The 13,193-nt window shown below is 62.9% G+C and carries 9 protein-coding genes; 5 read left to right on the top strand and 4 right to left on the bottom strand.

Annotated elements, in window-relative coordinates; all coding sequences use genetic code 11:
* The first annotated feature begins 36 nt into the window (after window positions 1-36).
* Genes ACILSE_RS01975 through ACILSE_RS01955 form a run of 5 tightly spaced genes read left to right on the top strand, consistent with a single transcriptional unit; the run spans window position 37 to window position 7,195 of the window.
* Entirely contained in the window at window positions 37-2,631 is a 2,595-nt protein-coding gene (locus tag ACILSE_RS01975; protein WP_395715662.1) for a PSD1 and planctomycete cytochrome C domain-containing protein, read from the top strand.
* Window positions 2,628-4,076, top strand: a complete 1,449-nt coding sequence (locus tag ACILSE_RS01970) for a DUF1501 domain-containing protein (RefSeq protein ID WP_395715661.1) — start codon at window positions 2,628-2,630, stop codon at window positions 4,074-4,076. Before ACILSE_RS01975 ends, ACILSE_RS01970 begins: the two co-directional genes overlap by 4 nt.
* A gap of 19 nt (window positions 4,077-4,095) precedes the next feature.
* Window positions 4,096-5,340, top strand: coding sequence for a hypothetical protein (locus ACILSE_RS01965; protein ID WP_395715660.1), 1,245 nt, complete (start codon window positions 4,096-4,098; stop codon window positions 5,338-5,340).
* Between the two features lie 42 nt (window positions 5,341-5,382).
* Window positions 5,383-6,537 (top strand): hypothetical protein, encoded by a 1,155-nt coding sequence (locus ACILSE_RS01960; protein WP_395715659.1) that lies wholly within the window; start codon window positions 5,383-5,385, stop codon window positions 6,535-6,537.
* A gap of 19 nt (window positions 6,538-6,556) precedes the next feature.
* Window positions 6,557-7,195 (top strand): TVP38/TMEM64 family protein, encoded by a 639-nt coding sequence (locus ACILSE_RS01955; RefSeq protein WP_395715658.1) that lies wholly within the window; start codon window positions 6,557-6,559, stop codon window positions 7,193-7,195.
* Here the strand turns inward: ACILSE_RS01955 and ACILSE_RS01950 are convergent.
* The 4 genes from ACILSE_RS01950 to ACILSE_RS01935 form a co-directional block, all read right to left on the bottom strand.
* Entirely contained in the window at window positions 7,192-9,693 is a 2,502-nt protein-coding gene (locus ACILSE_RS01950; protein WP_395715657.1) for a glycosyltransferase, read from the bottom strand. The two genes, ACILSE_RS01955 and ACILSE_RS01950, sit on opposite strands and share 4 nt — an antisense overlap.
* Before the next feature lie 63 nt (window positions 9,694-9,756).
* Entirely contained in the window at window positions 9,757-10,089 is a 333-nt protein-coding gene (locus ACILSE_RS01945; RefSeq protein WP_395715656.1) for a hypothetical protein, read from the bottom strand.
* Between the two features lie 6 nt (window positions 10,090-10,095).
* Window positions 10,096-10,677, bottom strand: a complete 582-nt coding sequence (locus ACILSE_RS01940) for a helix-turn-helix domain-containing protein (RefSeq protein WP_395715655.1) — start codon at window positions 10,675-10,677, stop codon at window positions 10,096-10,098.
* A 146-nt stretch (window positions 10,678-10,823) separates the two neighbouring features.
* Complete coding sequence (locus ACILSE_RS01935; RefSeq protein WP_395715654.1) at window positions 10,824-13,163, bottom strand: hypothetical protein; 2,340 nt, start codon at window positions 13,161-13,163, stop codon at window positions 10,824-10,826.
* Between the last annotated feature and the right edge of the window lie 30 nt (window positions 13,164-13,193).

Genomic DNA, 13,193 nt, shown 5'->3' with positions numbered 1-13,193 from the left:
AATGCGAGGGGTTCCGACCGTAGGTTTGGCCCACCGATGAAGCCGACGACTGCCGCCGCCCTGTTTTGTACCCTTGCCGTGACCGCCCGCGGTGCGGAGTCCGTGCTCACGTTTGAAAAGCACGTGCGGCCGATCCTGAAGACGCACTGCACGCACTGCCATGGCGAGGAGGAAAAGCCCGAGGGCGGGCTCGATCTGCGCTTGCGGCGCTTCATGGACAAAATCGTCACGCCCGGACAGCCGGCGAAGAGCAAGCTGGTGGAGCTGATCCGCAGCGGGGAGATGCCGGAGAAGGGAAAGCCGCTCGCCGAGGCTGAGATCGCGGTCATCGAGAAGTGGATCACGCAGGGGGCGAAAACGGCGAAGCCCGAACCGCTCGCACTGGCACCGGGACCGATCATTTCCGACGAAGACCGCGAGTATTGGGCCTTCCAGCCGGTGAAGCGGCCTGCGGTGCCTCAGAAGGTCGATTGGGAGAAAGTGCGCACGCCAGTGGATGCGTTCGTTCTGGCGAAACTGAATGAGAAGAGCCTGACCCTGGCTCCAGAGGCGGATCGTCGCACGCTGATCCGTCGCGTGACGCTGGATCTGACCGGACTGCTGCCGACTCCGGAGGAGGTGGAGGCGTTCGTGAACGACCAGTCGCCGCTCGCCTACGAGCAGCTCGTGGAGCGGCTGCTGGCGTCGAAGAACTACGGCGAGCGCTGGGCCCGACATTGGCTGGACGTGGTCGGTTACGCCGACTCCAACGGCTACACGGAGGCCGACAGCGTGCGTCCTCAGGCCTGGCGTTACCGCGATTACGTCATTCGTGCGATGAATGAGGACAAGCCCTGGGACGAGTTCATTCAGGAACAGATCGCGGGCGACGAACTCGCCAACGCCACGCACGGCGACTTCCAGCAGGCCGTGCTGGACCCGAAACGCACCGAGCAACTCATCGCCACAGCGTTTCTGCGCATGGCTCCCGATGGCACGGGCGACACCGTGGACGATGCGAAGCTCGCGAAGAACCAGGTGATCGCCGAGCAAATGAAAATCCTCGGCTCCTCGCTGATGGGCATGACGGTCGCCTGCGCGCAATGCCACGATCATCGCTACGACCCGATCACGCAGGTCGATTACTACCGCCTGCGCGCCATCTTCGACCCGGCCTACAACTGGGAGGCCTGGCGTGCGCCGGCGAGCAGGCTTTACTCGCTCTACTCGCCGGAAGAACGTGCGAAAGCCGCCGAGATCGAGGCGAAGGCGAAGGAGATCGAGGTCGAGGCACGTGCGATGTCGAAGAAGTTCCTCGATGAGATCTTCGAGGTGGAGATCAAGAAGGTGCCGCAGGAGGAGCAGGCCGCCTTCCGCGTCGCCCGTGACACGCCGGTGGCCAAGCAGACGCCGGAGCAGAAGGCGCTCATCAAGAAGTATCCCTCCGCGCTGGCCACCTACTCGCTCGACCTTTACGACAAGAAGAAGCAGGACCTCGTGGATGCCAAGATGGCCGAGGCGAAGAAGCTGCGCGAAACCAAACCCGTGGAAGGCTTTGTCATGGCCCTCACCGAAGTGAAGGGGCAGGTGCCGGTGTCGAAGTTCTTCAACCGCGGCGATCACGACCAGCCAAAGCAGGCCGTGCAGCCAGGAGAGCTGGGCATTCTCGCCAGCCCGCAGATCGAGCCGTTCAAACCGGTGGCCATGAGCAGCGGATCGAGCGGCCGTCGCCTCGCCTACGCGCAGTGGCTCACAAGTGGGAAGCATCCGCTCACGGCCCGCGTGCTGGTGAATCGTTTCTGGCTCAACCACATGGGCCGCGGCATCGTGAACACGCCTGGAGACTTCGGCCGCCTCGGCGAGCTTCCGACTCATCCCGAACTGCTCGACTACCTCGCCGACGAGTTCGTGAAAGGCGGCTGGAAGCTGAAGCCGCTGCATCGTTTGATCGTTTTAAGCAGCGCCTACCGGCAATCCTCGGTGAACAGCGCTTCGTTGAACGCCGATCCTGAGAACCGCTTCTACGCCCGCTTCAAAATGCGCCGCCTGGATGCCGAAACGCTGCGCGATTCCATGCTCGGCGTCACCGGCACGCTGGTGCAGGCCAGCTACGGCCCGCCGAGCGGCATCGGCCGTGATCCGCAGGGCCGCGTGATCACCGGCATCGACAAGAGCACGATCACGCTAAACAAGGTCGATCCCGCCGGAGCGGACGACTTCCGCCGCTCAATCTACGTGCAGATGCGCCGCAGCAAGCCGCTCACCGTGCTCGAAACCTTCGACGCGCCGGTCATGCAGCCGAATTGCGAGCTGCGTGCCCAAACCACCGTCGCACCTCAATCACTGCTGCTCATGAATGACACCTTCGTGCTCGATAGCTCGCGCCGTCTGGCCGACCTCGTCGAGAAGGAGGCACCCAAAGACCGTGCGAAGCAACTGCGCCGCGTGTGGGAACTGCTTTACAGCCAGCCTGCGACCGACGCTGACATCGCGAAGTGCCTCGCCTACCTCGAAGAGCAGACCAAGGCCCTCACGCAGTATCACCACGACATCCAGCACCCGAAAGGCGTCGTGCCAAATCCGCCGCAGGAGGCCATGGCCAGCCTCTGCCAGATCCTTTGCAGCTCGAACCGCTTCCTTTACGTCGAATGAAATCCACCTCGCTTTGCTCTCGCCGTCATTTCCTTCATGCCAATGGCTACAGCCTTGGCACGCTGGCGCTCGCCTCGTTATTGGAAAGGGAAGGCCTTCTTGCCGCGCCGGTGAAGCCGGAGAGCTTTGGCGAGGTCCGCTATGATCTCACGCCGAAGAAGCCGCACTTTGAGCCGCGGGCGAAGGCGATGATCTCGCTCTTCATGATGGGCGGGCCGTCGCAGATGGATCTCTTTGACCCGAAGCCGATGCTCACGAAGTATCACGGGCAGAAATTCCCCGGCGAGATCAAGTATGACAACCTCGCCCAGGCCTCGTCGAAGTGCTTCGGCTCGCCGTGGAAGTTCGCGAAGCACGGCCAGTGCGGCATGGAGCTGAGCGAGTTGCTGCCGAACCTCGCGAAGGTCGTCGATGAGATCACGCTGGTCCGCTCCATGACCTCCGGTGTGAGCAACCACGCGCAAGGGCTCTATGCCATGAACGCCGGACGCATCACCGCGGGGCGTCCAGCCATCGGCTCCTGGCTCACCTACGGTCTCGGCAGCGAGACCGACGAATTGCCGGCCTACATGGTGCTCTCGCACCCGAGCGGCCTGCCCACCTTCAGCGGCGAGCATTACACGAACGGCTGGCTGCCCGCGCTCTACCAGGGCACGCTCGTGCGCCCGACCGAGCCGCGCATTTTGAATCTCGATCCGCCCGCCTCGCTCGCTGGCACGCCGCAGGAGCGGCAGCTCGCCTTGCTGAAGGCCTTCAACGAAGACCACCTCGCTCAACATCGCGGCGAACTCGACCTGCAGGCACGCATTTCCAGCTACGAGCTCGCCGCCAAGATGCAGACGGCCGCCAAGGAGGCTCTCGACATCTCGAAGGAGCCCGACCACGTCAAAAAGCTCTACGGCGTCGATAATCCGATCACCAAGGACTACGCCACGCGCTGCATCATCGCACGTCGTCTCGTCGAGCGCGGCGTGCGCTACGTGCAGGTGCTGAATTCCGGCCAGTCCTGGGACCAGCACGGCTCGCTCGTCAGTGCGCTGCCGAAGAATTGCGAAGCCACCGACCAGCCGAGCGCGGCGCTCATCCTCGATCTCAAACAACGCGGTCTGCTCGACAGCACCGTCGTGCACTGGGGTGGCGAAATGGGACGCCTGCCAGTGCTGCAAAACGACGCCGGTCCAGACAAGTGGGGCCGCGACCACAACACCTACGGCTTCAGCATGTGGCTCGCCGGTGGCGGCTTCAAAAAAGGCTACGTGCATGGCGAGACCGACGAATTTGGCCACAAGGCGGTCCTAGACGAAGTGAAGCACTACGACTACCACGCCACGCTGCTGAAGGTCTTCGGCCTCGACCACACGCGCCTCACCTACAAGCGCAATGGCCTCGCCGCGTCGCTCACCGACAACCAGGGCGCGAAGGTGGTCGATCAACTGCTCGCCTGACACCCCAATTGCCGCCGTCATGCCCTGGTCGCGACGTTCCTTCCTCCTCGGCTCGGCGGCGGCTGTCGCCAACGTAACTGCGGCATCGCCGCGCAAAAAGATCGCGCTCATTGCCACGGTCGTGTTCGAGAAATCGCACGCGCAGCACTTCATCGACCGCTTCGCGCTCGGTTACGGCTGGAATGGCGGCTGGCGGAAGCCGGAGGTCGATCTCGTCTCGCTCTACGTCGATCAGTTTCCTGCCAACGACCTCGCTCGCGGCCGTTCGGAGCGCTACGGCATCTCGATTCACAAAAGCATCGACGACGCGCTCACGCTCGGCACTGGCAAGCTTGCGGTCGATGGCGTCGTCCTGATTGGCGAGCACGGCGACTATCCCGTGAATGAGAAAGGCCAGACGCTCTACCCGCGCTTCGAGTTCTTCAAAGAAGTCGTCAAAGTCTTCGAATCCAGCGGCCGCAGCGTGCCCGTCTTCAACGACAAGCACCTTTCCACCGACTGGAAACAATGCGTCGAGATGGTCGCTGACTCGAAACGTCTGGGTTTTCCGTTCCTCGCCGGTTCCTCATTGCCCGTGACACGCCGATTGCCCGCCATCGACCTGCCTTGGGGCACGCCGTTGAGCGAGAGTGTCGCCGTCGGCTACGGTGGCGTGGAGAAGTACGACTTTCACGGCCTCGAAACGGCCCAGTGCATGTCCGAGCGTCGCAAAGGAGGCGAGGTCGGCATTCAATACGTCCTCGCTCTTCGTGGCGAGGCCATGTGGGCCCACGCGGCCGGCTTGAAGCAGACGCAGCGGCTTCTGCTCGCCGCCTTGAGCCGCAGCCACACACTTCCCGTGAAGGAAGGCTATCCGACCGAGGCGATCAGCTTCGAGTGGGCACGGAAAAACTTCCCGGAGGCCTACGGTTACTTCATCGAGCATCGCGACGGCTTCCGCACCACGCTCTTCATGCTCGGCATTCGCGACTTCAACTACGCCGGTCTGAATGCCGAGACGGGTGAGATCACCTCCTGCCAGATGTTCCTGCCGATGCCGAGTTCCGTCGCCACCACCGCTGACTTCTTCAATCCGCTCGTCCATCACATCGAGCGCATGGTGATCGAAAACCGCGCCGCTTATCCGCCGGAACGCACGCTCTTAACTTCCGGCATGGTCATCGCCGCCGTCGAGTCCTTGCATCGTGGCGGCAAACGCATCGACACTCCTGAAATGGAGGTGCGCTACACCGCGCCGAAGGACGCCACGTTCTGGCTGGAGTGAGTGTTCTGCATGGTTCGCGCGCAACGGTGCGTTTATGCCGCCATGAAACGCGTCCTTGCCATGGCCTGTCTCTTTGCCACCACGTGCCCGGCGGATGATCTCGTGACAGCATGGGCGAAGGATGTGAAGATCACCCAGGTCTCCGCCCTGCCGGGACGGCACACGATTCACAGCTACTATGTGGCGAACCCGGAAAGTCCTGATGGCAAACGCGTGTTGTTTTTCACGTCATCACATCCCGCCGGTTATGTGGGCGAGTTGCGCATGTTGGAGCGTGCCACGGGCAAGGAGACGGTGCTGGCAGAAAATGTTCACACCGAGGACGCTCACCGCGCGGCGTGTCAGCAATGGCTTTCCGGTGGCAAGCGCGTGGCGTTTCACGAGGTGACCGACAAAAAGTGGCGTGTGGTCGTGGTGAATGTCGAGACATTGGAGCGGGTCATCGTCGCGGAAAATCATCAAGTCGGCTTTGGCAGGCCGGAGGGCGATTTGCTGCCGATGTATGGCTGCCATTGGAATCCGGGCCCCTATCGCGATCTCGAAGTCTGGGATGCCGCGACAGGAAAAACGACGACGCGCGCGAAAATCAGCGAAGTTGAGGCGAAATACGGCGAATGGCTGTCGAAGGAGTTCGGCGGCAGGCCGTGCTCGATTTTCTTTCCGGTGATCAGCCCGGATTTGAAGCGTGTGTTCTTCAAAATCGCAGCCGGTAACGGTGGTGACAACTTCATGGCGAAAAACGCCAGCCACCGGCAGGGGCTTGTGTGCTATGACCTCGAGGCAGGCGTGTGCGTCTGGCAGCACGGCAAGTGGGGCCATCCAGGCTGGACCCCAGACTCGCGGCACATCTTTGAGATGGGAAACGTGAGTTTTGACATTCAGACGGGCAACTACACGAAGCTCAAGGATGTGCCGGTGCTGCGCGGTTCGCATCCATCGGTGAGTCCCGACGGCCAATTGATGGTGACCGACGGCATGACGGAGCCGGTCGGCGGCAAACCGAACGAGTGGGGCGTCATGGTGGCCGGCATGAACGGCGGGAAGTGGGTGGTGCTGCACAGCTTTGAGCAGAATCGCGGCGCGAAATCCTGGCGCCGCAACGATCCGCATCCCGTCTTCAGCGCCGATGGCAAACGCATCTACTACAACACCAGCGATGAAGAGTTCACGCGGCTGATGGTGGCGGAGAGGCCGTGAGCATGCTCTTTTTCGTGTGATGAATTCATCCAACCGCGCGCTGCTGGTGCTGACACTGCTGATTTTGAGCGGGATCATCGTGCCTTTCTTGATCTGGGGCGCGCGGTTTGACGCGGCCTTCAGCATCGAAGGCGCGCGTGAGTGGATGGAAGGCTATGGACGCTGGGCATGGGTGGCGGGGATCGTGCTCCTGATCGCTGACATCGCGCTGCCCGTGCCCTCGACGGTGGTGATGTCGGCGCTTGGGTGGATGCATGGCTGGTGGCTGGGTGGTTTGATCAGCGCGGCAGGCTCGATGCTCTCCGGCGTCATCGCGTACGCGGCGTGCCGGTGGCTGGGACGCGGCGCGGCGCGCTGGATCGCGGGAGAGGAGGGCCTGAGACGCGGTGAGGAGATTTTCGAGAAGCGCGGCGGCTGGCTGGTGGCGCTCTCACGCTGGATGCCGGTGCTGCCGGAGGCGGTGGCGTGTCTTGCGGGTCTTTCACGCATGCGCTGGCGTGTGTTTCTACCGGCGCTGGCCTGTGGTTCGGTCCCGACGGGCTTTGTGTTCGCCGCCATCGGGCACATGGGGCAGAAAGATCCGCTCTGGGCGATCCTTCTGAGCTGCGTCGTGCCGGTGCTGCTGTGGTTGGGCGCTGCGCGTGTGTTGAAACGCTAGCGCATTTCGATCAGGCCCGCGGCCAGCGCCGCCTCGCGCGCTTGTTTTTGCATCTCGCGGCGCGCAAGCCAGAGCGCGAGCGGTGTCAGCAGCACGGCGGCGATGGCGGCAGCGGCACCGATGATCAACAGATGCCGCGTCGTCATCATCAAGCCGGCGATAACGAACCACAGCAGGTAGTTCCAGCCGATGCCGCGCCGCACGCGCAGCAGGCAGCGCACACGGGTGAGGCAGCGACCCTCGCCGTGATATTCGGTGACGCTGAGCCAGGCGCGCGAGACCTCCGACCAGGGCCATGCCTCGATGTCGAACCAGCGCCAGCCGTCATCCTCACGGTGGGTGATGTGCGCGGCCTTGAGCGATTTGCGCAGCTCGCTCAACCAGGCTTCACGAGCGATGTTTTTCTCACTCCAGAAGCGCAGCGAACCGAGATGAAGCGTGAACTTGTGCGGCTTTTCCGGCGGAATGATTTCCGGCAGCAACGGCCGTCGCGTTGGGCGCGCGCCGAGGCGGATCATGCCGAGCAGACGCGCCCACTCACGCGCCACCGGCTGACACAATGCGAGCAGCCAGAGCAGCAGGCGGTCACCCGGTCCGCGAAGGCTGGCGGTGTTGCGCGCACTGACGTTCCAAGCGGCCCAGCACGCGAAAAAGCCGGCGCAGGCGGCCATTTCGAGCTGTCCGCAGGCCAGCGCGACGAGCAGCAGCGCGATCCAAAGCACGCCGGTGAAGCGCTCCCACCAGCGGAACGAAGAAGAGGCATAAATGACCTGAAAAGCACCCAGCCCGAAGGAACCGTGAAAAATGCTGCCTTCCACGGGATGATCCGTCGGGTGCTGGTCGCCATAAATACCGCCGCGCCAGCGCGCGCCGCCCAGCGGGCCGAAGCGCGCGGGATGTGTTTTCATCAGCAGCGCCTCGGCATGACCGTAGCCGGACTGCTGCCGCAGATACGCCCTCACGGTGAAGCGGCGGTGATGCCAGACCATCGCTCCAGGCACGAACACAAGCCGACCGCCGCCTTCGCGCAGCCGCCAGCACACGTCCACATCATCGCCCGCGGCCATGAACTCGGCGCGGAAGCCGCCGATGCGTTCGAGCGCGTCCTTTCGGATGGCGAGGTTGCAGCCGGGCAGGTGCTCGGCCTCGATGTCGTCCAGCAGCACGTGCGCGGGTGCTCCGGGCGCGGCGGCGACGACCCGTTCGACGCGGTTTCTCGGCGGTGGCGGAATATTCGGCCCGCCCGCCGCCACGACCGATTTTTCAGCGAACGCGTGACTCAGGTGCAACAGCCAGTCCGCGTGCGCGATGCAGTCGTCGTCGGTGTAGGCGAGGATCGCGCCGGTGGCGAGCTGCGCGCCGAAATTCCGCGCCACACTCAGCCCCGCGTGCTCCTGGCGGTGATAACGCACCTGCGCAAAACTTTGCGCGATCTCCACGGAGGCGTCGCTGGAGCCGTCATCGATCACGAGCAGTTCAAAATCCGGATAATTCAACGCGACGATCGATTCGAGGCAGGCGCGCAACGTGTTCGCGCCGTTGCGCGTGCAGATGATAACCGAGATGCGCGGCGCGTCCGCGGGCGCCGCGAGTCGCGGGGGCAAATCACGCGCCACGGTGCATGCGGGCCGTTCATGGCGCGCTTGATCCGTGATGCCGAACCGCCAATCCGTGATGTCACGCCCGCCGCGATGCCATTCGTCCGTGTAAGCAAACCACACGCCGCCGGCACCACCGCCACGCAGCAGGCTGTCATGATGCCAGCGCATGACCTCCGCCTGTTTTTCCAGCCCATGCGCGTTCACATCGAGGCCGAACTCGGTGATGAGCAGCGGCTTGTTGCCCGCCAGGTTTTGCAGACGGGAGAGGCAGGCGGAAAAAGCCTCGCGTGATTCCAGATAGACGTTCACCGCGAGGAAATCCGCGCTGCGCGGCACGAGATACTCCGTGGAAGGATAGGTCGCGTAGCTGACGAGCGTGTCAGGCGCGTTCTGCCGCGCGATGCGGATGAGCTTCTCGATGAAAGCGCGCACACGCTCCGGCCCCATCCAGCGCACGAGTGTTTTTTCGATCTCGTTGCCGACCAGCAACGCGGCGACGCAGCTGTGCCCGCCCAGTCTGGCGGCGGTTTCAGCCACACGTTTTTCGATATCGAGCTGAAGCGCGCTGTCCGAGAGAAAATCCACATGCTCCGCCCATGGAATGCCGGCGATGAGCCGCAGGCCGTTTGCCTCAGCCTCATCGAGCACCGCCTGCGTCGGCAGCTCGTAGATCCGCAGCGTGTTGAAGCCGAGGGAAGCGATATGGCGCAAGTCGGCGGCGAGGCGCGCATCCTCAGGGAAAGGCTGGCCGCGTGAGTTCGGCCGGAACGGGCCGTAGCTGACGCCGCGCATGAAAAACGCTGTTCCGTCCGCGAGCCGCAGGAATTTTCCCGCGGTCACGACACGCGCCACGTGAGGCGCGGTGGCAGTATGTGAATGAGCGGGCGCGGCGGACATGCGGGAAGCGGAAGTTGAGACAAAGACGCCCGCAAAGCCAGCCGGATTCAGACCTGTTCCGGCTCAGACGGTCGTCTCCGCTTTATCCGCCGGTGTTTTCGCCTCCGCGTCCGGCTTTTTCACCTCCATCACCACCCAGCCGTCACCCTCTTTCTCGATACGGCGGCTGTTGATGATGAAAACAAGACACAAACCGATGAAGGCGACACTGGCCTCGAGCACGAAGGGCGTTGAAAAGAAAGTGAAGAGATAACCCACGCCCTGCAGGATGACTTCTCGCGCGGATTCATTCAACACGGCGGCGATGACAATGCCCGCCACGAACACGAGGCTCCAGACGAGCGGCTCCACCCAGCCGCCGGTTTTCTTCACAGAAGTTGTTTCAGGCGCGGACATCTGGGATCAATCCACCGGAGTGGCTTTACGCATGGAGACGGGGAAATCGACTTGCTTGGATTGTGGCGCGGCGACCGGCGCGGGAGACGGCGGCGTGTCCTCTTCATCCTCCACCGGCAGGGCCTTCAGAGCGGCAGGCTCGATTTTCTGGCGGGCGTCCGCCACATGCTTTCCCCACATGGCCGTTCCCGCGAGAATGAGCACGAAGACCGCGATGGCGGCGGGCACGGGAGACTTGATGGTGCGCACGCGGTTGCCGGCGGCAGGAGCGGTGACGCGCTCAGAATACGCGGCGCGTTCCCGCAACCACGCGCCGTGGGATCGTGTGAGATAGCGGTAATCGTTCTCCCCGCCGAGCACGCCCTCCGGCAGCTCCTGAATGATTGCGGTGCAATCCACGCCGAGGAAATCGCTATAGGCCCGTATGAAAGAGCGCGCATAGGTCATGCTGCCAAAGCCGGCGAAGTTTCCGGCCTCCAGCAACCGCAGGCGGTGCGCGGGAATGCGCGTCTCGTGCGCGGCGTCCTCGATGGACAAGCCGCGTTGTTCACGGGCTGCGGCGAGCTTTTGTCCGAAGGTGGCTGGCATGGCGGCTGGGTTGTGCGCCCATAGTGACATCTTTGATGCGCGATGCGATGAAATTTTTCCACCCGCCGCCTGCCCGTATCACTCCAAAACAGGCCTGAAAGCAGTCAGCCTATTCATCCCGAAGGACGAATGACACAAGAAGTCGCCTACTCGTATTTCAACTGCGCCGTCGCGGCGCAGGCTTTGTCGGTGGTGACGCGGAGCCAGCGGGCTTGGATGGCGGGTTCGAAGGTGAGGGCGGTTTCTTCGCCGGGGGAAACTTCGTAGTGTTTGTAGCTCACCCACAGGCCGGTGCCGGTGAGGTCGAGCTCGATGTGGAACCTTACGGGCTCATTTTGATCGTGGCTGAGCGTGAGCGTGCGTTGGTCATAAGCCCACATCAGATACGGATCGCTCTTTTGAGCGGCTTTGACCTTTGTGGACTTCCACGGGCCGCCTTCGCCACGGGGTTTGCCGAGTTTCCAGAGGTCGTCGATGGCTCCGGCCCAAAGCGCGGCCTTGCCATCTTCGCTGCGGAGGATGTGGTCGCTGGCTTTGGCATCGGGTTTGATACCGCTCATGATGAAGAGGCCGCGATAGCCACCGAAATCGGTGACACGGAGGTTGTGCGAGCAGATGGGGCGGATCTTCGCGAAGCCGTCGGCGTTTTCGGCGGGGAGTTCGAAAAAGGTGCCGCAAGCGCTGAGCATGTCACGCTCGGTGGCGACTTCGCGGCAGATGCGCAGCTCGCCGGCGTTCGTGGCAGCGTCGTAGGCCTTCGAAGCACGCGGCAGACGCCAGCGACGGCCGCGATCATCGACGACGAGCACGCTGGCCTCATCGAGTGTGATGACGTTCTTCGGCAGGGCGACGGCCTTTTCGACAAAGGCCTTGGCTTTGGCGTCTTCGACGCGTTTGAGGGCCAAATCGGCTCCCAGCTCGTAGTAGCCGTCTTTTGTCGCGAAACTCAGCGTGCGCTTGTTTTCGCCGCGTGGCCGGAAAAGGCCGGTTTGAGCGTTTTCATCGCCGATTCGGGCGATGCCGTCGAACATCGCATCGGGCTCGCTGCCGCGGGATTCGCCATTGGAGAGCGTGATGAGCACGCTGAAGTCTTTGGAGTCTTTTTCGGCCTTTACCGTGAGCCATTCATCGTCGCCGGTGGTCTCGATACGCTTTGAAGTGCCGCTGGCATGATCGATGTGCCACACGCTGCGATGTTTCCAACCGGCGACGAGGAAGGGATCGCTCATGTCGCCTGCTTTGACGCTGTCGTGAAGCCACACCGCACCGCTGGCATGCGCGGGGCCGAGTTTGTCCAGGGTGTCGGGGCTGGTGAACCACAGATTGCTCTGCGACTGGCCGATGCTGTCGATGCCGCCTTTGACCTTGCGCTTGTTGAGGAACTCCGACTTCGCGGAGTCATCGCAGCCGAAGACGAGTCGGTCATTCCAGCGCGTGAAGTCGCCGATGACCTTCAAGTAGGCGCTGCGGGCGCGAATGCCCGTAGTGTTCGCGGCGGAAAAGGTCTTCGGAAAGCTCCAGAAGGCACCGTGCATGGTCATGAGCAGGTTTTCTTCGCCGATGTCACGGATGCGCGGCCACTCGGTGTTCCAACCGTGAGCGCCATCGTAACTGTGGCTGACTTTGGGCAGGCGGAAGGACTGCCATTTGCCGTTATCAAGCAGCATGAGGATGAGCGATTTGGCATCCCAGCCGATGCTCCATACGGGCGCGTTGGCGTCGCTGCCGTGGATGCCGCCGGGGCCGGTGACTTCGGTGAATTGATTGCGCCGCACAAGCTGCCAATCGCCGCTGCCAGTCCATTCGCCGAGCGCACCGCTGGGCGTGGTGGGATCGGTGAGCACGCGTTTGTCGCGGTCGCCGTTGTTCGCGTAGATGACGCGGCCTTGGGAGGTGTAGAGGCCTTTGCCGTGGTAGCCGGGCAGTTGGGAGTCGAGCTTCGAGAGCGGCGTTTCGACTTTGAAGCCCTTTTTGATGCCGTTGCCGTCGCGGATGAAGTTTTTCACGGCGAGCGTCTTCACATCCACTTCGTAGAGACCTTCCTCCATCGTGGCGTAGTAGATCTTGCCGGCGGGATCGGTGAGGTGCCGCGCATTGCCAGTGAGACGGCCGGGCATGATGCTCGGCGGGATCACTCGCACCTTTCGATCCGCGTCGATGACATACGGTCCGATGAAAAGCTGCTTCGATTCGTCGTGGATCATGCGGTTCGCCGGTGTGCCGCCGACGCTTTCCGGTCGCACGACTTGCTTCAGGTCCGGCGTGATCTCGTAGAGCTTGTCGCTCGATCCGAACGGCAGATGCGGCCCATACGTGATGACCCACAAGCGATCCGCCCACGGCACCACCGCGCCCGTGCCGCACTCGCCCTCGTTGTTGAACATGGCGAGCGAGGGATAGATGCCGCTGATGCTGCGTGGCTCCTGCGCGGAGAGCAGGCCTACGGAACACGCGGAAAACACAGAAAGCAGAAGGTTGGGCTTCATCCGGGCAGCAAAGCAGAGTCGGCAAGGCAG

The sequence above is a fragment of the Prosthecobacter sp. genome (assembly GCF_044236155.1).
In the GTDB taxonomy this organism is placed as follows: domain Bacteria; phylum Verrucomicrobiota; class Verrucomicrobiia; order Verrucomicrobiales; family Verrucomicrobiaceae; genus Prosthecobacter.
The sequence above is the reverse complement of the archived record's forward strand: the minus strand, read 5'-3'. Positions and strand labels throughout refer to the sequence as shown.